Below are 25,483 nucleotides of genomic sequence, written 5' to 3'. Positions count from 1 at the left end.
GTCGCATGATCTCTCGCGACCCTCTGTCCCGGCTCGGTGTGACCGTGGACGGGGAGGGCGGCGAGCTGCGGGTCTGGTCGGCGAACGCGAGCGCCATCGACCTCCTGCTGTACGACGAGAAGGACCCGGCCTGGGTCGCGCGCACGGTGCCGCTGGTCCGGGGCGAGGGCGACGTGTGGTCGGCGCGGTCGGCGCTGCTGACCCCCGGGCGCCGGTACGCGATCCGCGTCGACGGTCCGGACGGACCGCGCCACCGGTTCGATCCGCGGACGGCGCTGCTCGAGCCCTACTCGAAGGGCCTGCTGCGGGTCGCCGAGAACGAGTGGCGCTCGGTCGTCGTCGACGACTCCTTCGACTGGGGCGGCTCGGTGAAGCCGGGCACGCCGTGGGACCGCACCGTCGTCTACGAGGCGCACGTGAAGGGCCTCACCAAGCTCAACACGGCGCTGCCCGTCGAACTGCGGGGCACCTACGCGGGGCTCGCGCACGAGTCGACCGTCGCGTCGCTCCTGGACCTCGGGGTGACCGCCGTCGAGCTGCTGCCCGTGCACGCCTTCGTGTCGGAGCAGCGGCTGCTCCGCCAGGGGCTGACCAACTACTGGGGCTACAACACCCTCAACTTCTTCAGCCCGCACGCCGCCTACGCCTCCCCCGCGGCTCAGCGCGGCGGGCCGACCGCCGTGCTGCGGGAGTTCAAGGGCATGGTGAAGCTCCTGCACGAGGCCGGGCTCGAGGTGATCCTCGACGTCGTCTACAACCACACCGCCGAGGAGGGGCCGAACGGCCCGCGCTCGAGCCTGCGCGGCATCGACGACGCGAGCTGGTACCGCCAGACCGACGAGGGCCACTACGTCGACGTGACCGGCTGCGGCAACACGATCGACTTCGGGCGGCCCGTCGCGCAGCGGATGGTGCTCGACTCCCTCCGGTACTGGTCGTCCGAGGTCGGCATCGACGGCTTCCGGCTCGACCTGGCCGCGACACTCGGGCGCGACGAGAACGCCCACTTCCGCTCCGATCACCCGCTGCTCGTCGCTGCGGTCGAGGACCCGGAGCTCGCCGACGTCAAGATGATCGCCGAGCCGTGGGACGTCGGCATGGGCGGCTGGCAGACGGGTCAGTTCCCCACCGGCTGGTCGGAGTGGAACGACCGCTACCGCGACCGGGTCCGCAACTTCTGGCTGTCGGACATCGACTACGCCCGGCGCGCCGGTACGGCCCCCGTCGGCATCGGCGGCTTCGCCACCCGCCTCACCGGGTCCTCCAACACGTTCTCCACCGAGCGCGGCCCGCTCGCCTCCGTCAACTTCGTCACCGCGCACGACGGATTCACGCTCGCCGATCTCGTCTCGTACAACGTCAAGCACAACATCGGCAACGGCGAGTCGAACCGCGACGGGTCGGACAACAACCGCTCCTTCAACCACGGCTTCGAGGGGCCCACCCCGGACGAGGGCGTCACTCTCGCCCGCCGCAAGGCCATGCGCAACCTGCTCGGCACGCTCCTGCTCTCGGCCGGCGTGCCGATGATCACGGCGGGCGACGAGTTCGGGCGCAGCCAGCGCGGCAACAACAACGCCTACTGCCAGGACTCGGATCTCACCTGGCTCCGCTGGGACAGCCGGAGCGAGTGGCAGCTCGAGCTGCGCGAGCACACCCGCGCGCTGATCCGGCTCCGGCGCGAGCATCCGGCGCTGCGCCCCTCCCGCTACGGCCGCGAGGGCGAGGTGACACCGAGCGCGAGCACGATGCACTGGTTCGACGTCCACGGCCGCCGGATGTCCGAGCACGACTGGACCTCGGCCGAGAACCGGACGATGCAGTACCTCGCCACCTCCACCCCCGAGACCGAGGAGCTCGACCGCGTCCTCCTCGTGGTGCACGGGGTCGAGCACGAGACGAGCGTCGTCCTCGCCGCGAGCGAGGGCGTCACGGGCTACACCAGGCTGTGGAGCAGCGACGAGCCCGTGCCGCTCGAGCACGGCGAGTCCTTCGAGGCGGGCCAGATGATCCGCGTCGCGGGCACGTCGATGCAGCTCTTCGCGGCCCACTCGGCAGAGGTGACCCCCTCCGGAGCGGGCACCTGATGGCGAGGAGCGGCCCCGGCACCCCGGCGACCGTCGCCCTGGTCGCGGCGGGCATCCCGTTCACACCGCGCGAGTACCAGCACGATCCGGGGACGACCGGATACGGCGCCGAGGCGGCCGAGGCGCTCGGAGTCGAGCCGGACCGCGTGTTCAAGACGCTGCTCGCCGACGTCGACGGCGAGCTCGTGGTGGGCATCGTGCCGGTCAGTGGATCGCTCGATCTCAAGGAGCTGGCGGCGGCAGTGGGCGGCAAGAGGGCCGCCATGGCCGATCCGGCGCTCGCCCAGCGGCGCACCGGCTACGTGCTCGGCGGCATCTCGCCCCTCGGGCAGAAGACGCACCACCGCACCGTGCTCGACGAGACCGCCGAGCTGTACGACACCGTCCTCGTCTCGGGCGGTCGGCGCGGTTTCGACATCGAGCTGGCCCCGGCCGACCTGATCGCCGCGACCGGGGCGATCACGGCAGCCATCGGCCGCTGACGGCTCAGCCCGCGGCCGCGACCAGCCCGAGCTCCGCCGCTCGCGCCAGCAGGGGATGCCTCGGCACCACCCGCACCGTGTAGCCGAAGGTGCCGCTGCGATCCAGCTCGACCACTCCGGCGTACGGCGTCCGCCCGACGGCATCGGCGGGGACCACGGCGCCCGCGGACTCGGCGACCTCGAGGTCCTGGCTGCGCACGTCGGTGAGCGAGCCGTCGGGTGCGGTCGTGCCGTAGACGACCTGCACCGTCACGTCCTCGGGCGCGAGCTCGCCGAGCAGTACTCCCGCGCGGACGGCCAGGCGGTCGCCCCGCTGCGGGACGGCGTCGATCCCGCCCGACTCGACGGAGGCGACCGCCACCCCCGGCCAGCCGGCCCGCACGCGGCGCTTCCACGCCGACAGCTCCTTCGCCGGCTCGAAGTGGTCGACGGCGACCGCCCGGTGCGCCTCGGCGGCGGGACGGTACAGGGACTCGACGTACTGCTGCACCATCCGCTCGGCCGACAGCTCGGGCGAGAGCGTGGCGAGCGTGTGCCGGATCGAGCGGACCCAGCGGCGCGGCACTCCGTCGTGGTCGCGCTCGTAGAAGCGGGGCACGACCTCGCTCTCGAGCAGCTCGTAGAGGGCGTCGGCCTCGAGCGTGTCGCGCGCCTCGGGGTCGAGGGCGCGGTCGGAGGACGGGATCGCCCAGCCGTTCTCGCCGTCGAAGTACTCGTTCCACCACCCGTCGAGGATCGACAGGTTCAGCGAGCCGTTCAGGGCCGCCTTCATCCCGGAGGTGCCGCACGCCTCGAGCGGCCGCAGCGGGTTGTTCAGCCAGACGTCGGTGCCCGGGTAGAGCAGCTGGGCCATGGCGATGTCGTAGTCGGGCAGGAACACGATGCGGCGACGAACGTCCGCCTCCTGGGCGAAGCGGACGAGGCGCTGGATGAGCCGCTTGCCCTCCTCGTCGGCCGGGTGCGACTTCCCCGCGATCACGATCTGGATCGGGTGCTGCGGGTGCGTGAGCAGGGCGCGCAGCCGCTCCGGGTCGTGCAGCATCAGCGTCAGCCGCTTGTAGGTCGGCACCCGCCGCGCGAAGCCGATGGTCAGGACGTCCGGGTCGAGCAGCTCGTCGAGCCAGCCGGGAGTGAGACCGCCGGGGTTCTGCTCGCGCCACGACCGCGCCGCGCGCACCCGGGCGTCGCGCACCAGCTGCTCCCGCAGCGTCCGCCGGGCGGCCCAGAGGTCGTAGTCGCTGAGGGCCCCCGAGGACCAGTCGGCCCGGGTGGTGTCCTCCGTGCCGAGGCGGTCCCGGGCCAGCGCCGTCAGCACCGGATCCGTCCAGGTCGGCGCGTGCACGCCGTTCGTGACCGAGCCGATCGGCACCTCCGCGGTGTCGAATCCCGGCCACAGGCCCGAGAACATGCCGCGGCTCACCTCGCCGTGCAGCTGCGAGACGCCGTTCGAGCGCTGCGCGAGGCGGAGTCCCATCACGGCCATGTTGAAGACGTGCTCGGAGCCGCCGTCGTACGACTCGGCGCCGAGCGCGAGCACGTCCTCGACCTGGACGCCCGGCAGCAGCTCGGTCGAGAAGTACTCCTCGATCAGCCCGCGGTCGAAGCGGTCGATGCCCGCGGGCACGGGGGTGTGCGTCGTGAAGACGGTGGAGGCGCGGACGACCTGCAGGGCCTCGTCGAAGGCGAGCCCCGACCCGATCAGCCCCGAGATGCGCTCGAGCCCCTGGAAGCCCGCGTGCCCCTCGTTGGTGTGGAACACCTCCGGGAGCGGCGTGCCCGACACCTCGGACCACAGCTCGAGCGCGCGGACTCCGCCGATGCCCAGCAGCAGCTCCTGCAGCAGCCGGTCCTCGCCCCCGCCGCCGTAGAGGCGGTCGGTGACCGAGCGGAGGGAGTCCTCGTTCTCGGGGATGTCGGTGTCGAGCAGGAGGAGGGTCACCCGGCCCACCTCGGCCCGCCACACGCGCGCGTACAGGGCCCGGCCGTCCGGCAGCGCGAGCACGATCCGCGCGGCCGACCCGTCGGCGAGCCGGACGACGCGCAGCGGCAGGCCGTCGGGGTCGAGGGAGGGGTACGACTCGATCTGCCAGCCGTCGGCCGAGAGCCCCTGGGAGAAGTAGCCCGAGCGGTAGAAGAGACCGACGCCTGTCAGCGGGACGCCCAGGTCGGACGAGGCCTTGAGGTGGTCCCCCGCCAGGATCCCGAGGCCGCCGGAGTACTGAGGGAGGGCGGCGGCGATGCCGAACTCGGGAGAGAAGTAGGCGAGGGAGCGCGGAGCCGACTCCGGCAGCGACTGGTACCAGCGCGGCTCGGTGCGGTAGCGCTCGAGCTCCTCGCGCAGGCGCCACGCGTCCTCGACGAAACTGCGGTCCTGGGAGAGCTCGGCGAGCCGCTCGGGGCTGACGGTGCCCAGCAGCGCCGTGGGATCGGCTCCTCCGCGGCGCCACAGCGCGGGATCGACCCGCTCGAACAGGCGGCGGGTGGGCTCGTGCCACGCCCAGCGCAGGTTGCCGGCCAGCTCGCCGAGCGCGGAGAGCTCGGGCGGCAGGACCGAACGGACGGTGAAGCGGCGGATGGCCTTCACGGCACTCCTCGACTCTCTGCGGATCCCGGCGTGCACGGGCGCAGAGCGCCGGGGGTCGCGCGCGCTCGCACACCCTAGCGGACCTCCGCGGCGCGGGAGCGGGCGCGCCCGGGACCGTTTGCACAGGCCCGAGTGCGGGCGCAAGCGGCGTGCCGAAGCACGCCCGGGTCGCTACTGTCGTGACGTGGCTCAGACACCTTTCGGCACGTCCTCACACGGCAAAGACGCACGGCGAGCGGCCCGCGGGCGCCCCGCTCCGACCCCCGAGGCGGTGACGCCCCCCGAACCCGCGCCGGTCGCGGAACCGGCGGCACCCGCCCCCGTCGGCCGCGGATACCGCACCCGAGCCGAGCGCCTCCCGATCATCGACCCGCAGCCGCGGCTCGAGGACGACCGCTGGCCGGCGAAGGCCTTCGTCGGAGAGGTGGTGCCGTTCGCGGCGACCGCGTTCCGCGAGGGCCACGACCTCATCGGCGTCGACCTGCTCCTCACCTCGCCCTCGGGCGCCGAGTCCGAGCACCGCATGAGCCTGATCGCGACCGGGACCGACCGCTACGGCCGGCTCGTCCGCCTGGACGCCGAGGGCGACTGGACCTACCGCATCCGCTCCTTCGCCGACGACTGGGCGACCTGGCTGCACACGGCCGAGATCAAGATCCCGGCCGGCCTCGACGTCGAGGTCACCTTCGCGGTGGGTGCGGGACTGCTCCGCTCGGCCGCCGGCGACGAGTCGCGCTCGGGGACCGAGCGCACCCTGCTGGCCGACACGGCGGCGAGCGTCGCCGACACCTCGCTCGCTCCGGAGGCGCGCCTCGCGGCCGCCGAGGACGCCGCTGTCCACGGGGCGCTCACGGCGCGCCCGGTGATGAGCCTCTCGAGCCTGTCGGTGCCGCGCGTCGTGCACGTCGAGCGCACCCGCGCGGGCGTCGGCGCCTGGTACGAGTTCTTCCCGCGCTCCGAGGGCGCGGTGCGCAACGAGGACGGGACGGTCACGAGCGGGACCTTCCGCACCGCTGCCGGGCGCCTCCCCGCCGTCGCCGCCATGGGCTTCGACGTGCTCTACCTGCCGCCGATCCACCCGATCGGCCGCACGTTCCGCAAGGGACCGAACAACACGCTGAACGCCGGCCCGGCCGACCCGGGCTCCCCGTGGGCGATCGGCGCCGCCGAGGGCGGCCACGACGCGATCCACCCCGACCTCGGCACCGTCGAGGACTTCACCGCGTTCCACGACGCCGTGAAGGAGGCGGGCCTCGAGCTCGCCCTCGACTTCGCGCTGCAGGCCTCGCCGGATCACCCGTGGGTCACGAGCCACCCGGAGTGGTTCACGACCCTCCCGGACGGCACCATCGCCTACGCCGAGAACCCGCCGAAGAAGTACCAGGACATCTACCCGATCAACTTCGACAACGACCCCCAGGGCATCCGCCAGGAGTCGCTGCGGATCCTGCGCTACTGGATCTCGCTCGGAGTCCGGATCTTCCGCGTCGACAACCCGCACACGAAGCCGCTCGACTTCTGGGAGTGGATCATCCACGAGGTCAACGCCGAGCACCCCGACGTCGTGTTCCTCGCCGAGGCGTTCACGCGCCCCGCGATCATGCGGGCGCTGGGCAAGGTGGGCTTCCAGCAGTCGTACTCGTACTTCACCTGGCGCAACACCAAGGAGGAGCTCGAGGAGTTCTTCACGAGCATCTCGCACGAGACGGCCGATTACATGCGGCCGAACCTCTTCGTGAACACGCCGGACATCCTCACCGAGTACCTGCAGTACGGCGGACCGGCGGCCTACAAGGTGCGCGCGGCCCTCGCGGCCACGGCCTCGCCGCTCTGGGGCGTCTACGCCGGCTACGAGCTCGTCGAGAACGTCGCGCGCCCGGGCGCCGAGGAGAACATCGACAACGAGAAGTTCGAGTACAAGACGCGCGACTGGGCGGCGGCGGACGCCTCCGGACGCTCGCTCGCGCCGTACATCACCCGGCTCAACGAGATCCGGAAGACGCACCCCGCACTCGCGCAGCGCCGCAACCTCCAGGTGCACCGCAGCGACGACGAGGCGATCATCGTCTACACGAAGCACCTGCAGAAGGAGTTCACGGGCACCGGCAGCGCCGACACCCTGATCGTCGTGGTCAACACGGATCCTCACTCCGCCCGCGAGACGACCGTGCACCTCGACCTGCCCGCACTGGGTCTGGAGTGGGGCGACTCGTTCCAGGTCGAGGACCTGATCACCGGGGCCGTCTGGACCTGGTCGAGCGACAACTACGTGCGGCTGGACTCGTTCGTCGAGCCGGTGCACATCCTGAGCGTGAAGGCGGACGAGCGATGAGCGGCACCACCCCCGGCGACGACACCGCCACCCCGGCCGAGCAGGCGGGCCTCGCCCCGCGCGTCGACACCGTCGTGACGACCGGCACGAGCTCGGCGACGACCACCGGCTTCGGCACCGACGAGGCCGCGGCTCCGTCGGGCGGCTCCTCGACCGCCTCCGACCCGGTCGTCGAGGGCTCCTCCGGCATCGAGCTCCCCGTCATCGAGGAGTGGATCCTCCAGCAGCTCGCGACCGGCAGCAACGCGCTCCCCCACCACGTGCTCGGCCAGCACGTGGTCGCTGCGCAGGGCGTCGCGGATCCCGTGACCGTGGTGCGCACCCGGCGACCCCTCGCCGAGAAGGTCGTCGCGGTGCTCTCGACCGGCGTTCGTGTCGAGCTGACCCACCTCCACGACGGCATCTGGCAGGGCTTCCACATCCTCGGCCCGCAGGCGTACACGATCGAGGCCCGCTACGGTGACGGCAGCGAGTGGACGACGGAGGACCCGTACCGGTTCTCGAAGACCGTCGGCGACTTCGACCTCTACCTCATCGGCGAGGGTCGCCACGAGCGGCTGTGGGAGGCGCTCGGCGCCTGCCACCGCGAGCACGAGGGTGTCTGGGGCACCTCGTTCTCGGTCTGGGCGCCGCACGCCCAGGCGGTTCGCGTGGTCGGCGACTTCAACCAGTGGAGCGGCGAGGGCCACGCCCTCCGCAATCTCGGCGTCACCGGTGTCTGGGAGATCTTCGTCCCCGGCCTCGAGCCCGGCGCGCCCTACAAGTTCGATCTGCTCTCGCGCGACGGCCACTGGGTCCGCAAGGCCGACCCGATGGCCCGCTCGACCGAGGTCCCGCCGGCGACCGCCTCGCGCATCGCGGTCTCGCACCACCAGTGGAGCGACGGCGACTGGATGGCGCAGCGCGCGGCGGTCGATCCGCACACGCAGGCGCTCAGCGTCTACGAGATGCACCTCGGCTCCTGGCGTCCCGGACTCGGCTACCGCGATCTGGCGGATCCGCTGATCGAGTACGTGACCGAGCTCGGCTTCACCCACGTCGAGTTCATGCCGCTCGCCGAGCACCCGTTCGGCGGCTCCTGGGGCTACCAGGTCACCGGCTACTACGCGGCGTCCAGCCGCTTCGGCACGGCCGACGACCTGAAGTACCTGATCGACCGGCTCCACCAGGCCGGCATCGGTGTCATCGTCGACTGGGTCCCCGGGCACTTCCCGAAGGACGACTTCGCGCTCGCCCGCTTCGACGGCGAGCCGCTCTACGAGCACCCGGACTGGCGCCGGGGCGAGCAGATGGACTGGGGCACCTACGTCTTCGACTTCGGTCACACGCAGGTCCGCAACTTCCTCGTCGCGAACGCGCTCTACTGGCTCGAGGAGTTCCACGTCGACGGACTCCGCGTCGACGCGGTCGCCTCGATGCTGTACCTCGACTACTCCCGCAAGGAGGGCGAGTGGCTGCCGAACGAGCACGGCGGTCGCGAGCACCTCGAGGCGATCAGCTTCCTGCAGGAGGTGAACGCGACGGCCTACAAGCTCTACCCCGGCATCATGATGATCGCCGAGGAGTCGACCAGCTGGCCGGGCGTCACGCAGCCCACCGTCTCGGGCGGGCTCGGCTTCGGGCTCAAGTGGAACATGGGCTGGATGCACGACTCGCTGAACTACATGGCGAACGATCCGCTGTGGCGCCAGTACCACCTGGGCGAGATCACCTTCTCGTTCGTCTACGCCTTCAGCGAGAACTTCGTCCTGCCGATCAGCCACGACGAGGTCGTGCACGGCAAGGGGTCGCTGATCCAGAAGATGCCCGGCGACCACTGGCAGCAGCGCGCGAACCTGCGGGCCTACCTGGCATTCATGTGGGCGCACCCCGGCAAGCAGCTGCTCTTCATGGGCCAGGAGTTCGGCCAGTACTCCGAGTGGTCGGAGGAGCGGGGCCTGGACTGGTGGATCCTCGACCAGCCCGCGCACCGCGGTCTCTTCGATCTCGTCGGCCAGTTGAACCGCGTGTACCGCGAGACGCCGTCGCTGTGGGAGCTCGACTTCGATCAGGCGGGCTTCGAGTGGATCGACGGCGGTTCCGCCGCTCCGAACGTCATCTCGTTCCTGCGCAAGGACAAGCAGGGTCGGCCGGTCGCGGTGATCGTGAACTTCTCGGGCTCGCCTGTGCACGGCTACCGGGTCAGCCTGCCCGTCGCCGGCCGCTGGGAGGAGCTCGTCAACACCGACGCCGAGATCTACGGCGGCTCCGGTGTGGGCAACTTCGGCTCCGTCGAGGCCAAGGACGAGCCGTGGTCCGGCCGCCCCGCCTCCGCCGAGGTCGTCCTCCCCCCGCTGGCCGCTCTCTACCTGCGCCCCGCCTCCGACTGACCCTCGGCCCCCTCACCGGCGGGCGGAGCGGGCGCCCAGCGCCCCTCCGCCCGCCGTTCTCGTTCCCCCCACCGGCCGACCACCCACAACCGTCCGCAAGCCTCCTCCGCGCGCCCGCGGCGGAGTCGTTCGAAGCACATTCACCGGCGACCAACGCTCGCGTCATGCCCGGAGCGAGCTCTGCGCAGCACGCACGCTCGAGGGAGCCGTGCGCAGCACGCTCAGTCGAGGAGCCGTGGCCAGCACGCTCAGTCGAAGGAGCCGTGCGCAGCACGCTCAGAACGACGACACCTCTCGACCCGACCGCGCAGCGGAGCTCGCCGACAACCTCCCGTGGACCGACCACGCGCCCTCTCGAAGGCGATGGGCGAGAAACGCGTGTCAGCGTTTCGAGCGAGCCGTGGGCACCCCGCTCCCGGAAACGCGACCACCCACCCAGCCGACCGCGGCGGGGCGAGCGCTCGCGCTCGCCCCGCAAGAGAACTCAGTACAGCAAACCCGTCAGCCGCGCCCTGGCCTTGTTGACGCGCGGGTCCGTCGTCCCGACGATCTCGAACAGCTCGAGCAGTCGGGCGCGCACGGCGGCCTTCCCGTCGGCGTCGAGCCGGGGGAAGATCGACAGGAGCCGGTCGAAGGCGTCCTCGACGTGGCCGCCGGAGACGTCGAGGTCGGCGACGGCGAGCTGCGCGTCGAGGTTGGACGGTTCGGCGGCGGCGGTCGAGCGCACCTCCTCCAGCGTCCTGCCCTGGAGTCGCTTGAGCAGCTTGACCTGGGCGAGGCCGGCGACGGCGAGGTCGTCGCGCGGGTTCTGCGCGATGGCGGTCTCGTACTCGGTGATCGCGGCGTCGTAGTCGCCGGCGTCGATCGCGTCGTACGCCTCCTGGTGGTGCGGGGGCAGCGGGGCTGCCTCGGGTTCGGCACCGTCCTCGGCAGCGATGCCCTCGACGGGGACCGACCCCGTCACTCCGTTCTGCGCGGCGAGCTGGAGCAGCTGCTCGAGCAGGTCGCGGAGCTGCTCCTCGGCGATCAGGCCGCTGAACAGCGGCACCGGGCGCCCGGCGATGACGGCGGCGACGGTCGGCACGGACTGCACCTGGAACGCCTGGGCGAGCTGGGGGCTCGACTCCGCATCGACGCCGACGAGCACGAACGCTCCGGCGTACGAGACGACCACCTTCTCGAGCAGTGCGGTCATGCTCGTGCTCTGCTCGGACCAGGAGCCGCGGAGGTCCACGATCACCGGCACGCGCGACGAGAGCTGGACGACCTGATCGAACTCGGCGTCCCCGGCGGTCAGCAGCAGCGGGTTGGCGGGAGCGGATCCGGCGGGCGCGCCTCCGGGAGCGGCGGCCGGAGCGGGCGCCTGGGGCGCGCGCCGGTTCACCAGGCTCGACAGGTCGACGGCGCCGCGGAGGTTTCCGGGCAGGGGCGGGACGGCGCTCACGGCAGCTGCACCACCGAGACGAGTCCCTGGCTCCATCCGAGCATCACGATCTTCTCCTCCGATCCGACGGGCGGTACGTAGAACAACAACTGATAACCGTAGGTGGTCTCGATCCCCGTCGTCGACTTGTCGGTGCCGAGCAGGGTCTGCGAGGCACCGGAGGTCGAGACGGTCGATCCCTCCGCGGTGGGCCGGACCGTCGACACCTCGGCGATGCTCGCGGCGACGAGGGCGCCCGAGTCGTTGGTCGCCAGGGCGATCGTGGGCGACGTGCCGGCCTTGTTCGAGAACTCGATCGAGGCGGTGTCGGGCAGCGCCTCCCGATCAGCGTTCTTCTTGTCCACGCCGACCTGCCCGCGGAGGGTGTCGCCGTCGGGCGAGAACAGCTCGGCGTACTGGCTGGCGTCGCCGGTGGCGAGGATGTCGGCGTACGCGGCCCCGACGGTCTCGGGGGCGAGGGTCATCAGGCGCGAGTCCGGAGCGACGATCGACGTGCCGACCGTGACGGGAGCCACGTCGGGGATCCGCGCGTTGGCCTCGAGCGAGATCGCGTAGTCGACCTTGTAGTCGACCCGCGGGCTCGCCTGGCTCATCATCAGCGCGATCGGCGCGGTCGTGGTGTCGGCGGGGTCGCCGACCACGGCCGTGACCACCCGCGGCCAGGTGTCGGTGTCCTGCGGGAGGACGACGCTGACGGGCGACGCCGGGATCGCCTGGGGCGCGTCGATCGTGCCGCCCTTGTTCACGACCTCGTAGTTCGTCGTCCGCTCGGTGAGCGCCTCGCCCTGGAAGCGCTCGGCGAGGATCGCGGCGTCGCGGGCCGCATCCGCGGCGGAGGCGGTGTCGGCGATCGACGCGACGATCGCCTCCGCCTGCTGAGTGGTGACGACCGGGGTCGGGATCTCGGCGACCGGCTCGGCACCCGCGGTGGAGGTCGCGGTGGCGGTGGGAGTCGCGGTGGCGCCGGCCGCGAGATCGGGCCAGTAGTCCGAGCTGCAGCCGGCGAGCAGGGCGCTGGTGCCCAGGACGACGGGCAGCACGAGCAGTCCGCGGCGGCGGCTCCGCGCGGGCGAGGCGATCGACGCCTGGATCCCGGCGCGGGGGCGCGGACGCCGGACCCCACGCGGGACCTTACCCTGCGGCCCCTTGCGGCGCGGGCCGTGCTGGCGGCGCAGGTGCACGAAGGCCCAGATGTAGAGGCCGAGGCCGATCAGGAGGAAGAGCGCACCGCCGGCGAGCAGCGGGCCGGCGAGCGGAGTAGCGGTGTCGACGGGCCAGCTGACCCGGATCTCGTCCGCGGCCGGGGCGGTCCCGTCGGTCGCGATGAGGAGCGAGATGTCCTCGGGCACGTCCAATGCGACGTCGATGCTGCCGGCTCCTTCGAGCTGCTCGAGCCACAGGTCGGCGCCGCGGGGATCCACGATCTCGGCGTCGGCCGTCAGCACGTCGGCGGCCAGGTCGATCGCCGTGCCGGTCTCGGTCGAGGCGGTGAGCTCGTCGGTCTCCGCGTCGTAGCCGATCTCGTCGTACTCCGACCCGCCGACCCAGCCGAGCACGTCGCTGGTGCGCGCGTAGGTCAGGACGAGGTCGCCCTCGCCCTCCACGGTGATCGACTGCCGACCCTCGTTCGAGGCGAGGACGCTGCCGTCGATCACGGCGTACGGCGCGTCCGACTCGAGGGCGGTGCTCGCGGTCAGGGACTCGGGCGGGGCCCACACCGTCCGCTGACCGATGCCGAGCGCTATCAGCGCGGCAGCGATGACAGTGGCGATGATGGCGAAGACGAACCGCACGAAAGTACTCCTCCTGCGTTGCCGGATCGGGGTGGCGGCCTCAGCCGGTTCGGCTGGAACGGCCGGACCGGGGCACGACGGCAACAGACAAAGACAGTCCACGATAGCCGATGCCCTCGGCGCGACCCAGGAGATCCGCCGAGAGTGCCCGCGGCGGGCGCCGCGAGCGGGTGTCGCCCCCGGGCCCGGCACGGACCGCTGACTAAACTTCCCGGAGTGCCGCGAGCGTGGCGCTGACCCTTCCGGAGGAGACGACGTGGCAAGCGACGAGGCCGAATTCACCCAGGCGTTCCGCGGGTACGACCGCGACGAGGTCGACAAGGCCATCCAGGGTCTGCGGCGCGAGCTGATCCACGCCAACACCCAGGCCGCCGAGAGCGGTCGCGAGTCCAAGCGGCTCGCCTCGCGCATCGACCAGCTCGAGAAGGAGCTGCAGCAGGTCGGCGCGCCCACCTACGCCGGCCTCGGCGCCAAGCTCGAGCACACGCTCCGGGTCGCCGAGGAGCAGTCCGAGCGCATCATCGCCCAGGCCGAGAACGACGCGTCCGCCCTGCGGCGCTCGACCCGCGACGACGGTGATCGGATCCTCCAGGAGGCGCGCGACGAGGCCGAGCGCCTGGTCACGGAGGCTCGCCGTCGCGCCGACCGCACCCGCAACGAGTCCGAGGCGCAGGCCGCCGCCACGCTCGGCAAGGCCGCCGACGACCGCGACGTGATGACCCAGGACGCCGTCCGCGAGGCCGCGGCGATCCGCGGCACGGTGGCCACCGAGGCGGCCGAGACGCGCGCGACGGCCAAGCGCGAGGCCGCGGCCATCCGCTCGGAAGCGGAGCGGGAGGCCGCCGAGATGCGCGCCGTCGCCGCCCGCGAGGTCGAGATCGCCCGCGCCGAGGCCGCCCGCCTCGCGCAGAGCACCGAGCTGCAGCGCGCCGAGGTGGCCTCCGAGGTCGCCCGCCTGCGCGCGGCGGTCGAGGCCGAGATCGCCCAGGCGCGGGCCGCCGTCGCGGCCGAGGTCGCGTCCGCCCGCGCCGCGCTCGACGCCGACGTCGCGTCGGCCCGCGCCGCGCTCGACGCCGAGATCACCACCGGCCGCGCCGACGCCGCCCGCGAACTCGACGACCAGCGCACGCGCCTGGCGCACGACCGGGCCGAGGCCGTCGCTCTGCTGGACGCCGAGGTCGCCGGGCTCCGCAGCGCCGCCGCGGACGAGGCCGCGGCGCTCTCGCGCGAGGTCGAGCAGGCGCGCATCGACCTGACCGTCGAGCTCGCCGCCCGACGCGAGGAGGCCGACCGCGACCACCTCCTCCGTCACCAGGAGGCCGTCGCGCAGACGCAGCGCTACCTCGACGAGTCGAACCTCCAGCTCGCCGACGCGCTCCGTCGCGCCAACGACAAGCGACTCGAGGCCGACGCGCTCCGTAGCGACGCGCTCGACGAGACGACGCGACTGCGCCGCGATGCCCAGGACGAGTCGGACCGCCTGCTCGCCGAGGCCCGCGAGCGCGCCCAGGAGATGCTCGCCGACGCCGAGAAGCGCAACCGGCAGCTCGTCGCGACGGCGGAGGGGCGTCTCGACGAGATCCGCACCGAGCGCGACGCCATCGCCGGGTACGTGAAGGGGCTCCGCGGACTGATCGGCCACATCGACGAGATCTCGCTCGACTCGGACGACGACTCGGATGACGACTCGGTCGGCGACGAGTCCGGCAGCGACGATTCGGGCCGTGACGACTCGCGCGGTGACGACGCGACGGAGGACGCCGCTCAGCAGGACGGGTCCGAGCCGGACGACGCCGATCGGGACGACAGCGACCGCGAGGGCACCACGGGTACTACCCGCTGACCCGCTCGAGCCCGAAGTGACCGAGGGGAGTCCGCCGACGCGGGCTCCCCTCGTCCGTCCCGGACATCAGCCCAGCTCGCCGTCCCACTCCGTCGGCAGGGGCGACGACGCCGGAGCGACTACCCGCACGATCTCGTCCAGCACGCGGCGCGTCTGCGCCTCGCCGACCCAGAGGTGCTTGCCCCCGGCGACCGGCACCAGCTCGCTCTGCGGGACCGACGCGAACCGCTCAGCGGCCGCCTCCGGACGCAGATAGTCGTCGAACTCGGGGATCAGCGCGACCAGGGGCCGGCCGTCCGCCGCCCAGGCGGCGACCTCATCGGCCGTGGCGCGGTGGAGCGGTGGCGACAGGAGGATCGCCCCCTCGATCGGGTGCTCCCTCCCCCACTTCAGCGCCAGCTCGGTGCCGAACGACCAGCCGACCAGCCAGGGATGCGGCAGGCCGCGCTCGGCGACCAGCTGCATCGCCGCGGCGACGTCGGCGCGCTCGCCCGTCCCTCCGTCGAAGGCGCCCTCGCTCGTGCCTCGCGGCGACGACGTGCCGCGGGTGTTGAAGCGCAGCACGGCGAGGTCGGCCAGCGCCGGGAGCCGCGCCGCGGCCTTGCGCAGGATGTGCGAGTCCATGAAGCCGCCGTGGGTGGGCAGCGGATGCAGGGTCACGAGCGTCGCGACCGGCTCGCGGTCGAGCGGCAGGGCGAGCTCGCCGACGAGCGTCAGCCCGTCCGAAGTGCGGAGCTCGATCTCCTCGCGCCGCGCGGGGAGGACGACGCCACCCCGGATCTCGTTCGTCATCGTGCTCCTTGGATGCGCCAGCAGTGGTTGTGCCAGTGACGGCGGCCGGCGAGGTCCGCCGCGTCGCCGAGGGCCCCGTCGCCGCGCCAGACGACGACGTGCGCGAGGCCGATGTCGATGGTCTGGCCGCAGCCGGGGCAGAGGTAGTTCTTCACGGCCCGGGCGGACGAGACGGGCTGCACGTTCCAGTCGCGACCCGATCGCACCTCGGTGCGGCGCCAGCCCGCCATCATCTGCGACAGGTCGCGCGGTTCGTCGTCGCCCTCGCGCCGACTCCCCCGAGGTCGATTGCTGCGCGGCATTCCTCCAGTGTAGGAGCCGCTCCGGGTGGGGCGACCGTCAGTGGGAGGTGTCGTCCATCTCGAGCCGCGTCTCCTCGGCGTCGAGCATGAGCTGCGCGCGGCGCAGGATCCGTGACGAGTACAGGCCGCGGCCCCGCGCCTCGAGCAGGGCCTCCCGTTCGGCCAGCAGCACCGCACGCCGGAGGATCAGGTACTGGGCGTGAGGTCCGAGCGGAGCGTCCTCCTGGCGATCCACCTGCTCCCACGCGACCTGCGAGCGCGTCAGCGTGTCGCGACGCACGCGCTCGAGCACCCGCGGGCCGACCGCCCCCTCGGGCAGCTCGGCCACGGCCTCGGGCAGCGCCTGGATGCCGGTCGCCGCGACCTCGTCGAGGAGGGTCGCGAGCTCGCGCCGATCGGCGTCGCGGTCGCTCCCCTGGATGCCCGTCAAACGGATCAGCGCGGGCAGCGTCGCCCCCTGCAGCAGGAGCGTCACGACGGCGACCGTGAACGCGATCAGGATCAGCTGCTCGCGGTACGGCGTCTCCCCGGGCAGCGACTGGGCCGCCGCGAGCGTGACCACGCCGCGCATCCCGGACCACGACAGGATCACTCCGCCGCGCCAGCCGAACGCCTCGCTGGTGGTCGCCGCGAGATCGGTCTCGCGCCGCTGGTAGAGGCGCTCGGCGCGCTGCTGGCGTCGTCGGAACCGGTCGTCGCTCGTCGCGCTGTTGCGCAGCCGCATCACTCCGACCGCCAGTCGGCGGTTGATCCGCTCCGCCCGCCGCCCGGAGTTCCGGAGCCAGACCAGCAGCGGCCAGACGAACAGCGTCCGCAGCAGGATGAGGAGGACCACGGTCGCCAGCCCGAGCAGGACCGCCTCGACGATGCCGAGCTCCCCCGGCTCGACCTCGCCGACGATCACCCGGATCTCGGCGCCCATCAGCAGGAACACCCCGTTCTCGAGGAGGAACTGCGCGGTGCGCCAGTTCACCCGCTCGCTGATCCGCGACTGCGGACTGAGGAAGCGGGCGCTGTTGTGCCCCGTGTAGATCCCTGTGACCACGACGGCGAGGACGCCGGACGCGCCAAGCTCCTCCGCCGGGATGTAGGCCAGGAACGGCACCGCGAACGACACCGCGGTGTCGAGCACCGGGTCGCGGAGCTTGGAGCGGACGAAGACGGTGATGACTCCCATCACGAGCCCGAGGGCCACCGCCATGACGACGGAGTAGACGAACAGCACGCCGACCTCGCCGACGTCGATCGCGTCAGCTGAGACGCTCGCTCCGACGACCGCCGTCGCCGCGGTCGCAGCGCGCAGCAGGACGAGCGCGGACGCGTCGTTCACCAGGCTCTCGCCCTCGAGCACCGTCACGAGGCGGGGTGGCAGACCGAGCTTCTTGCCGATCGAGGTCGCGGCGACGGCGTCCGTCGGACTGACGACGGCGCCCAGCGCGATCGCCGCGGGGAGGCCGAGATCCGGGAGGAGGAGGTAGAGGAAGACGCCGACGGCGATCGCCGTCACGAAGACCAGCAGCACCGACAGGCCGAAGATCGACCGGAGGTTCCGGCGGAAGTCCGTGAGTGGCACCTGGATCGCGGCGGAGTAGAGCAGCGGCGGCAGCACCCCCGCCAGGATCAGCTCGGGCTCGACGTGGATCTCGGGGACTCCCGGGAGATAGGAGGCGCCGATGCCGACCACCACGAGGATGAGCGGTGCAGCGATGCCGAGCCGACTCGAGAAGCGCGCGACCGTGACGACCGTGATGATCCCGGCGACCCCGAGCAGCGCGTAGTCCACGCCCTCAGGCTATCGAGAGCCGGGCCGGGAACGCCGACGGGCCCCATCACTGTCGTGAGGGGCCCGTCGGCGCAGGGACGCGAGTTGTCAGTACCAGTTCATCGCCTCGGAGTGCGCCCAGGCACCGCACGGCGATCCGTAGCGGCCGGAGATGTAGCCGAGACCCCAGGTGATCTGAGTCGCCGGGTTGGTCTGCCAGTCCGAGCCGGCGGAGGCCATCTTGCTGCCGGGGAGCGCCTGCGGGATGCCGTAGGCACCGCTCGACTTGTTCTCGGCGAAGGTGTTCCAGCCGGACTCGCGGGTCCAGAGGAGCACGAGGCAGTCGTACTCGCTGTCGGCCCAGCCGCGGGCGACGACCATGTCGTACGCGATCGCCTTCGCGGATCCGGGATCGGGCGCGGCCGAACGAGCGACGGGAGCGGCCGAGCGCTCCGACTGCTGCTCCTCCTCCGCCTCCTCGGTCTCGGTGGGGGTCGGGGTGGGCGTGGGCGTCGGGGTCGGCTTCGCCTGCGCGTCGAAGGTGTCGCGCTGCACGGCGCGCTCGACCGGAGCGGCGACCACGAGTCGCTGGGCGGGATCGCCGTCGAAGCGGGCAGGCGCCTGGTAGTACGGCGACGCGACCGCGCCGCTGGACGGGTCGACGACCGACACCATCACGAATCCGATGGATGCCGCGAAGGCGAGCACCGCCAAGGGGAGGCGTGCTCGGGAGCGACGTGCTGGGGCCTGACGCGGAACCGGGGGCTTCACGGCCAGGGGCCGGGAGACGGGAGGCTGGGCGACGGCGTTCGATTCAAGCTGACCCACGATTACGAAAGCATAACGGACGCGGGCCCGTTCGGCCAGGAACGGCGCGGAAGGTCAGCGGACGGCCAGCATGACGTCGATGACGGTGTCGAGCACGAAGTCGACCTGCGGCTCCGAGTAGCCCCCTCGCTGAGGAGCGAAGGAGACCGTACGGACGTCGTCGACGCTGAGGACGGAGCCGTCGCGGAAGTACCCGGAGATGCGGTCGGCGAAGGCGTCGACCTGCCGGATGTTGTAGCCGGTGGTCAGCGCGCTGAGTCGCTGGAAGCGCTCGCGCTGCGGACGGGCCAGCCGGTTCACGACCTCCTGCGCGGTGGCGCGGGCCTCCCTGAGCCAGACGTCCTCGCCCTTCTCGGCGATCGCGTACTGACGCTCGCGACTCGCGAACGCATCCTCCAGCCGCTCGAGCGCGGCGTCGACGTGCGGTGCGGAGTAGCCGCCCTTGCGGAGCGAGAACGCGGTGTGGCGGAGGTCGGCCGCGCGGAGGTCGGCCGGTCCGCCCGAGAGCTGGGCGTACGCCTCGCGGGCCGAGGCGAGGAAGGAGTCGACCTCCTCGACGTCGTAGCCGGGGCGGTTGTCACGGGCGCGCGGGAAGGGAGCGGTCACCCGGACATTCTGTCAACAGCGGAGCCGAGTGCGGGCAGCGGCGCGTCGCCGAGCCCTGCCGACCCGTCAGTGAGCGAAGAGGAAGTAGAGGACGTAGGCCGCGGCCGCCGACGGGAGGATCGAATCGAGCCGGTCGAGCACGCCGCCGTGGCCCGGGAGCCACGAGCTCATGTCCTTGATCCCGATGTCGCGCTTGATGAGCGACTCCGCGAGGTCGCCGAGCGTCGCGCTCAACAGCATGACCGCGCCGAACACCGCGCCGACCCACCACGGCTGGCCGAGGAGGAGGACGGCGAGGAGGACGCCCGCGACGATCCCCGCGACCGCGGCGCCGGCGAAGCCCTCCCAGGTCTTCTTCGGGCTGATCCGCGGCGCCATGGGGTGCTTGCCCCAGGTCAGGCCGGAGGCGTAGGCGCCGATGTCGACGAGGATCACGAGCACGAGGAACGAGAGCGCCCAGAGCTGTCCGCCCTCCTCGGCCACGAGGCGCACGGCGAAGGCGCCGAGGAAGGTCACGTAGGCCTGGACGAACACGCCGAGCCCCATGTCGAGGAGGAGATCGCGGCGAGTCGAGCTCGTCCGGCGCAGCAACTGCTCGCCGAGGCGCCACAGCGCGACGAACGCGGAGCCGCCGAGGACGGCGAGCCAGGCGGCGGAGATACCGCCGTAGTACGCGGCCGGCACGACGATCACCGCGGCGATGCCGGTCGGGATCCGCGGGATGTCCCGCCCGGCGTGCCGGAGGGCGTTCGAGAGCTCGAGCGCCGCGAGGACGACCAGCGCCCCCGCGAGCACCATGAACAGCTCCTTGATCAGGAGGAGGCTGACGCCCATGGCGCCGACGCCGATCACTCCGATCAGGGTGGCCGAGACGAGGTTCCGGCCGGAGCGCGCGGTCAGGCGGTCGTTCGTCGCCTCGAGCTGCGCCCTGGTCGCCTCGAGCTGGCGCTCGACGTCGGCCTTGCGCTGCTGGGCGCGCGCCACCAGGGCGTCACGGGTGACCATCCGGGAGCCCCGGGCACCCGGGACGTGCGGCTTGCGCTCCTCCCCGTGCTCGGAGCCCTCGGATTCGTCGGCCACCACTAGACCTCGAGCAGCTCGGATTCCTTGCGCTTCAGCGCCTCGTCGATGGCGTCGACGTGCTTCTTTGTGACGGCCTCGAGCTCCTTCTCGGCGCGTCCGACCTCGTCGTCGCCCAGCTCGCCCTTGAGTGCGTCGAGGTCGTCCTTGCCCTTGCGGCGGATGTTCCGGACCGCGACCTTGGCGTCCTCGGCCTTGGTCCGGACGATCTTCACGAACTCCTTGCGACGCTCGGCCGTGAGCTCGGGCAGGGTGACGCGGATGACGTTGCCGTCGTTCGACGGGTTGGCGCCCAGGTTCGGCATGTCCCGGATGGCCTGCTCGATGTCGCGCAGCGAGCCCTTGTCGTAGGGGGTCACGAGGAGGGTGCGCGCCTCCTGGTTCTGCATCGAGGCCAGCTGCGAGAGAGGCGTCGGGGTGCCGTAGTAGCTCACGAGAACCTTCTGGAACATGCCGGGGTTCGCGCGGCCGGTCCGCACGGTGGCGAAGTCCTCCTTGGCGACCTCCACGGCCTTGTCCATCTTGGTCGTCGCGTCGGCGAGTACATCCGAGATCACGGGGGCTCCTTAGAAGAGAGAAGTGGTCAGTCTAGTTCGAGACGAGAGTGCCGAGCCGGGCGCCCCGGATGGCCTTCGCGACATTGCCGGACGGCTCCATGCCGAAGACCTGCATCGGCATCCCGTTGTCCATGCAGAGGCTGAACGCGGTCGAGTCGACGACCTTCAGGCCGCGCTGGAGCGCCTCCTGGTAGGTCAGCGTGTCGAGCTTCTTCGCGTCGGGGTTCGTGCGCGGGTCGGCGTCGTACACGCCGTCGACGCCGTTCTTCGCGACGAGCACGACATCGGCGTGCGTCTCGAGCGCGCGCTGAGCAGCGACGGTGTCGGTGGAGAAGTAGGGCAGTCCCGCTCCGGCGCCGAAGATCACGACGCGCCCCTTCTCCATGTGCCGGATCGCCCGGCGGGGGATGTAGGGCTCGGCGACCTGGGTCATCGCGATGGCCGACTGGACGCGCGTCTCGGCGCCGGCCTGCTCGAGGAAGTCCTGCAGGGCGAGGGCGTTCATCACGGTGCCCAGCATGCCCATGTAGTCGGCGCGACCGCGGTCCATGCCGCGCTGCGAGAGCTCGGCGCCGCGGAAGAAGTTGCCTCCGCCGACCACGACCGAGATCTCGACCTCGGTGGCGGCGTCGGCGATCTCGCGAGCGAGTGCGCTGATCACATCGGGGTTCACCCCGAGAGTCCCGGCCCCGAACGCCTCCCCCGACAGCTTCAGAAGCACCCTGCGGCGCTTGCCCGTCGTCGTAGCATCCGTCTGCGTCATGGACGTCTTCCTCCCGTGGACCCGTACAAACCTATCCCGCGCGGAGCACGCCCCGCGACCACGCCCGGGGGCCTCCCCCGGGCAGAGCGAAGGGAGTCCGGGTCGACTGAACGACCCGGACTCCCCTGCTGCGTGTTACGCGCCGACCTTGAACCGGGCGAAGCCCGAGACGGTCAGACCCGCGTCGGCCACGACCTTGCTCACGGACAGCTTGTTGTCCTTGGCGTAGTCCTGGTCGAGCAGCGCGACCTGCTTGAAGTACGCGTTGACGCGTCCCTCGATGATCTTCGGCAGGGCGGCCTCGGGCTTGCCCTCGCCGCGGGAGATCTCCTCGACGATGCGGCGCTCGTTGTCGACCTCCGATTGCGGGACGTCCTCGCGCGAGAGGTAGGACGGGTTGGCGAACGAGATGTGCTGCGCGATCGAGCGAGCGGTCTCGGCGTCGTCTCCGGAGTAGCCCACGACCACGCCGACCTGCGGGGGCAGGTCCTTATTGGTCTTGTGCAGGTAGATGGCGAAGTTCTCGCCCTGCACGGTGGCGATGCGGCGGAGCTCGACCTTCTCGCCGAGGATCGCGGCCTCGTCGTTGATGAGGTCGGCGACGGTCTTCTCGCCGGCGGGGGCCGCGAGGGCCTCCTCGACGGTGGTGGAGCCGGCGGCGACGACGGCGGCGAGCACCGAGTCGGCCAGGGCGATGAACTTCGTGCCCTTGGCGACGAAGTCGGTCTCGCACGCGAGCTCGATCAGGGTGGCGACGCCGCCGTTCTCAGCGGCGGCGACGAGGCCCTCGCTGGTGGAGCGGTCCGCGCGCTTCGCGTTGCCCTTGGCACCCTTGAGGCGGAGGATCTCGACCGCCTTGTCCAGGTCGCCGTCGGCCTCGACGAGCGCGTTCTTGGTGTCGACCATGCCGGTGCCGAGCTGCTCGCGCAGCGTCTTGACGTCAGCGAGGCTGAAAGTGGCCATAGTTCTGCGAACTCCTCTGTGGTTCTGGCGTCCGGTCGACCCGGTGGTTCCCGGTCGACTGCGGGACTCCAGTCTGTCTGAAGTGGTGATCGCGGTGGCGATCGGTGCCTGTCCGAGCGGAGCCGGGCGCCTGCGGTCAGCAGTGCGCCCGGCTCCGGCTCAGGAGGGGTGTCAGGCGGTGGCGGTCTCGTCGGCCGGAGCCTCGGTGGTCGCCTCGTCGGCGGCGGGGGCCTCGACGGGAGCCTCGTCGGCGGCGGGGGCCTCGGCCTCGGCGACGGCCTCGTCAGCCGTGGCGGCCTCGGCGTCGGCGACCTTCTCGGTCTCGGCGCCGGCCTGCGGCTCCTGGCCCTGGAGAAGCTCCTTCTCCCACTCGGCCAGCGGCTCGACGGCGGAGACGTTGCCCTCGGCCTCGGGCTTCTGGTGACGCTGGATGAGGCCCTCGGCCGCGGCGTCGGCGACGATGCGGGTGAGCAGGCTCACCGAGCGGATCGCGTCGTCGTTGCCCGGGATCGGGTACTGGACCTCGTCCGGGTCGCAATTCGTGTCGAGGATGCCGATGACCGGGATGCCCAGCTTCTTGGCCTCGTCGATCGCGAGGTGCTCCTTCTTGGTGTCGACGACCCACAGCGCGGAGGGGGTCTTCGACAGGTTGCGGATGCCGCCGAGCGACTTGTGCAGCTTGTCGAGCTCCCGCTTCTTGATGAGGAGCTCCTTCTTGGTGAAGCCGCTCTTGGTGGTGTCGTCGAAGTCGAGCTCCTCGAGCTCCTTCATGCGCGCGAGGCGCTTGGAGACCGTCTGGAAGTTGGTGAGGAGCCCACCGAGCCAGCGCTGGTTCACGTAGGGCTGGCCGACGCGGGTCGCCTGCTCGGCGATCGCGTTCTGGGCCTGCTTCTTCGTGCCGACGAAGAGGATGGTGCCGCCGTGGGCGACCGTCTCCTTGACGAAGTCGTAGGTCTTGTCGATGTAGGCCAGCGACTGCTGGAGGTCGATGATGTAGCTGCCCGAGCGCTCGGTCAGGATGAAGCGCTTCATCTTCGGGTTCCAGCGACGGGTCTGGTGCCCGAAGTGGACGCCGCTGTCGAGCAGCTGGCGCATGGTGACGACTGCCATGAGTCGTTCTCCTTGTCTCGGGGTCCGGGCGCACGACGACGCCGAACTCCCGTTCGGTTGTCTGCGACGGCCGGTCGGCACGTCGCCCTGGCGCCCGGCGTGCTCCCGCCTCGCCCGCGTGAGCGGAGGAGGACCGGTAGGAGCGGAGGCCGAATGGGCGCGCGTAGTCACCCCGACGAGCGAGGTGCTCCGAGCATCCTAGCACCGCGGAGGCCGCCTCCCCCGCTGGTGCGGGAGGGCGGCCTCCGGGTGTCGAGGGGCGCTGCTAGTTGCGCGCCGACTTCATCACGGTGCGGATGTGCAGGGTGTCCATCTCCTCCAGCGACCGGCCCTTGGTCTCGGGCACGAACATGAAGACGAAGACGAACGAGATCGCGGCGAACGCGGCGTAGAGGCCGTAGGCGAGCGTCAGCGAGACGTCCTGCGACAGGATCGGGAACGTCACCGTGATGACGAAGTTGGCGATCCACTGCGCCGAGGCGGCGAGACCGAGCGCCGCGGCTCGGATCCGGTTCGGGAAGATCTCGCCGAGCAGGACCCAGACCAGCGGGCCCCAGGTCGCGCCGAAGAAGACGACGAAGGCGTTGGCCGAGACGAGGGCGATCGGGCCCCAGGCGCCGGGCAGCGAGACGTCCTCGCCGTTGATCGTCGACTGGCTGAACGCGATCGCCATCAGCGCGAGCGAGATCGCCATGCCGGCCGAGCCGACCAGCAGCAGCGGCTTCCGGCCGACCTTGTCGACCAGGAAGATCGCCACGAAGGTGACGACGACGTTGACGACGGAGGTGAAGACCGAGATGGCGAACGAGTTCGACTCGTCGAAGCCGACCGCGCTCCACAGCGATGTGGAGTAGTAGAAGATCACGTTGATGCCGACGAACTGCTGGAACACGGAGAGCAGGATTCCGACCCAGACGACGGGCAGCAGTCCGAGCGCGGGGCCGCGCAGGCTCGAGCGCTTGGCGTTCTCGGCGTCCTCGTCGATGCGCTTCTGGATGTCGGCGAGGGCGTCGTCGACCTCCTCGCGGGGCGTGACGGTCGCGAGGACGCGGCGCGCCTCCTCCGTCTTGCCCCGGGTGGCGAGGAAGCGGGGCGACTCCGGCAGCGTCAGCGCGAGCAGGCCGTAGATCACGGCGGGGACGGCGCAGGCGATGAACATCCAGCGCCAGGCGGCGACTCCGAACCAGAACGGCTCGGCGGCGCCGTCCGCGCCGTTCGCGATGAGGGTGTCCGAGAGCAGCGCGGCGAAGATGCCGAGCGTGATCGCGAGCTGCTGCAGCGAGGCGAGGGCACCGCGGATCGCCTTCGGGGCGATCTCGGAGATGTAGGTGGGGGCGATCACCGAGGCGATGCCGATGCCGAGGCCTCCGACGACGCGCCAGAGGACGAGGTCCCAGACGGCGAACGCCGCGCCGGCGCCGATGGAGGAGACGAAGAAGAGGCCGGCGCCGAGCAGCATCACCTTGATGCGGCCCCAGCGGTCGGCGAGGCGGCCCGCGAGGTAGGCGCCGAGCGCGCAGCCCAGCAGCGCCGATGCGACGGCGAAGCCGATCAGCGCGGCCGAGAGGTCGAACTCGCCCTGCACCGCCTCGACCGCTCCGTTCACGACGGAGGAGTCGAAGCCGAAGAGGAAGCCGCCGACCGCGGCCGCGATGGCCAGCCCGATCACCTTCCTCCGGAGCTTGGCTGCTGAAGGGGCCGGTGTCTCGGATCGTCCCGTGGTCATGATCGTCTCCGCTCTGGCTGCCGGCCGGCGGCGCTGATGGCGCCCCGTGCCGGATTCACG

Annotated in this window: 19 protein-coding genes; 5 read left to right on the top strand and 14 right to left on the bottom strand. The window is 71.6% G+C overall.

The window, feature by feature from the left end; genetic code table 11:
* Window positions 1-5: 5 nt before the first annotated feature.
* Window positions 6-2,087: a glycogen debranching protein GlgX gene (gene glgX / locus C1I63_RS13380; protein ID WP_107575098.1), complete on the top strand. Its 2,082-nt coding sequence runs from the start codon at window positions 6-8 to the stop codon at window positions 2,085-2,087.
* The gene (ybaK, locus tag C1I63_RS13375; RefSeq protein ID WP_107575097.1) at window positions 2,087-2,569 is read left to right on the top strand and encodes a Cys-tRNA(Pro) deacylase; all 483 of its coding nucleotides are present in this window, start codon (window positions 2,087-2,089) and stop codon (window positions 2,567-2,569) included. The genes glgX and ybaK overlap by 1 nt, the downstream gene beginning before the upstream one ends.
* Window positions 2,570-2,573: 4 nt before the next feature.
* Here the strand turns inward: ybaK and glgP are convergent, their stop codons facing one another.
* Window positions 2,574-5,153: an alpha-glucan family phosphorylase gene (gene glgP / locus C1I63_RS13370; protein WP_107575096.1), complete on the bottom strand. Its 2,580-nt coding sequence runs from the start codon at window positions 5,151-5,153 to the stop codon at window positions 2,574-2,576.
* Window positions 5,154-5,424: 271 nt separating this feature from the next.
* Between glgP and C1I63_RS13365 the strand changes: the two genes are divergently transcribed.
* Window positions 5,425-7,485, top strand: coding sequence for an alpha-1,4-glucan--maltose-1-phosphate maltosyltransferase (locus C1I63_RS13365; protein WP_425326978.1), 2,061 nt, complete (start codon window positions 5,425-5,427; stop codon window positions 7,483-7,485).
* Complete coding sequence (gene glgB / locus C1I63_RS13360; RefSeq protein WP_107575094.1) at window positions 7,482-9,854, top strand: 1,4-alpha-glucan branching protein GlgB; 2,373 nt, start codon at window positions 7,482-7,484, stop codon at window positions 9,852-9,854. The genes C1I63_RS13365 and glgB overlap by 4 nt, the downstream gene beginning before the upstream one ends.
* 484 nt (window positions 9,855-10,338) lie before the next feature.
* Here the strand turns inward: glgB and C1I63_RS13355 are convergent, their stop codons facing one another.
* Together C1I63_RS13355 and C1I63_RS13350 are read right to left on the bottom strand one after the other, a co-directional pair.
* The gene (locus C1I63_RS13355) at window positions 10,339-11,298 is read right to left on the bottom strand and encodes a tetratricopeptide repeat protein (RefSeq protein WP_107575093.1); all 960 of its coding nucleotides are present in this window, start codon (window positions 11,296-11,298) and stop codon (window positions 10,339-10,341) included.
* The gene (locus tag C1I63_RS13350) at window positions 11,295-13,091 is read right to left on the bottom strand and encodes a DUF8094 domain-containing protein (protein ID WP_107575092.1); all 1,797 of its coding nucleotides are present in this window, start codon (window positions 13,089-13,091) and stop codon (window positions 11,295-11,297) included. The genes C1I63_RS13355 and C1I63_RS13350 overlap by 4 nt, the downstream gene beginning before the upstream one ends.
* A 256-nt stretch (window positions 13,092-13,347) precedes the next feature.
* Here C1I63_RS13350 and C1I63_RS13345 point away from each other — a divergent pair, with 256 nt between their 5' ends.
* Entirely contained in the window at window positions 13,348-14,934 is a 1,587-nt protein-coding gene (locus tag C1I63_RS13345) for a DivIVA domain-containing protein (RefSeq protein WP_107575091.1), read from the top strand.
* Window positions 14,935-15,000: 66 nt separating this feature from the next.
* On the opposite strand, the gene C1I63_RS13340 is transcribed toward C1I63_RS13345, so the two are convergent.
* From C1I63_RS13340 to C1I63_RS13290, 11 genes are all read right to left on the bottom strand, one after another.
* Window positions 15,001-15,726 carry an alpha/beta hydrolase gene (locus C1I63_RS13340; protein ID WP_107575090.1) on the bottom strand — a complete coding sequence of 242 codons (726 nt, stop codon included), beginning with the start codon at window positions 15,724-15,726 and terminating at the stop codon, window positions 15,001-15,003.
* Window positions 15,723-16,028 (bottom strand): hypothetical protein, encoded by a 306-nt coding sequence (locus C1I63_RS13335; RefSeq protein WP_055792532.1) that lies wholly within the window; start codon window positions 16,026-16,028, stop codon window positions 15,723-15,725. Before C1I63_RS13335 ends, C1I63_RS13340 begins: the two co-directional genes overlap by 4 nt.
* A 37-nt stretch (window positions 16,029-16,065) precedes the next feature.
* A complete protein-coding gene (locus C1I63_RS13330; RefSeq protein ID WP_107575089.1) occupies window positions 16,066-17,811 on the bottom strand; it encodes a cation:proton antiporter in 1,746 nt (581 codons plus the stop codon).
* A gap of 87 nt (window positions 17,812-17,898) precedes the next feature.
* The gene (locus C1I63_RS13325; protein ID WP_244907214.1) at window positions 17,899-18,498 is read right to left on the bottom strand and encodes an aggregation-promoting factor C-terminal-like domain-containing protein; all 600 of its coding nucleotides are present in this window, start codon (window positions 18,496-18,498) and stop codon (window positions 17,899-17,901) included.
* Between the two features lie 174 nt (window positions 18,499-18,672).
* Window positions 18,673-19,224 (bottom strand): DivIVA domain-containing protein, encoded by a 552-nt coding sequence (locus C1I63_RS13320; RefSeq protein WP_055792541.1) that lies wholly within the window; start codon window positions 19,222-19,224, stop codon window positions 18,673-18,675.
* Window positions 19,225-19,290: 66 nt separating this feature from the next.
* Entirely contained in the window at window positions 19,291-20,304 is a 1,014-nt protein-coding gene (locus C1I63_RS13315) for a phosphatidate cytidylyltransferase (RefSeq protein WP_244907074.1), read from the bottom strand.
* Window positions 20,305-20,306: 2 nt separating this feature from the next.
* Window positions 20,307-20,861: a ribosome recycling factor gene (gene frr / locus C1I63_RS13310; protein ID WP_056867011.1), complete on the bottom strand. Its 555-nt coding sequence runs from the start codon at window positions 20,859-20,861 to the stop codon at window positions 20,307-20,309.
* A gap of 31 nt (window positions 20,862-20,892) precedes the next feature.
* Window positions 20,893-21,624, bottom strand: coding sequence for a UMP kinase (gene pyrH, locus C1I63_RS13305; RefSeq protein ID WP_055792548.1), 732 nt, complete (start codon window positions 21,622-21,624; stop codon window positions 20,893-20,895).
* 135 nt (window positions 21,625-21,759) lie between these two features.
* Window positions 21,760-22,587, bottom strand: coding sequence for a translation elongation factor Ts (tsf, locus tag C1I63_RS13300; protein WP_055792551.1), 828 nt, complete (start codon window positions 22,585-22,587; stop codon window positions 21,760-21,762).
* A gap of 171 nt (window positions 22,588-22,758) precedes the next feature.
* Window positions 22,759-23,697 (bottom strand): 30S ribosomal protein S2, encoded by a 939-nt coding sequence (rpsB, locus tag C1I63_RS13295; protein ID WP_055792555.1) that lies wholly within the window; start codon window positions 23,695-23,697, stop codon window positions 22,759-22,761.
* 265 nt (window positions 23,698-23,962) lie between these two features.
* A complete protein-coding gene (locus C1I63_RS13290; RefSeq protein WP_107575088.1) occupies window positions 23,963-25,423 on the bottom strand; it encodes a sugar porter family MFS transporter in 1,461 nt (486 codons plus the stop codon).
* Window positions 25,424-25,483: the final 60 nt, after the last annotated feature.

This window comes from Rathayibacter caricis DSM 15933 (assembly GCF_003044275.1).
GTDB classification, from domain to species: domain Bacteria; phylum Actinomycetota; class Actinomycetes; order Actinomycetales; family Microbacteriaceae; genus Rathayibacter; species Rathayibacter caricis.
Note: the sequence above shows the minus strand (reverse complement) of the source record. Positions and strands in the feature narration are given on the sequence as shown.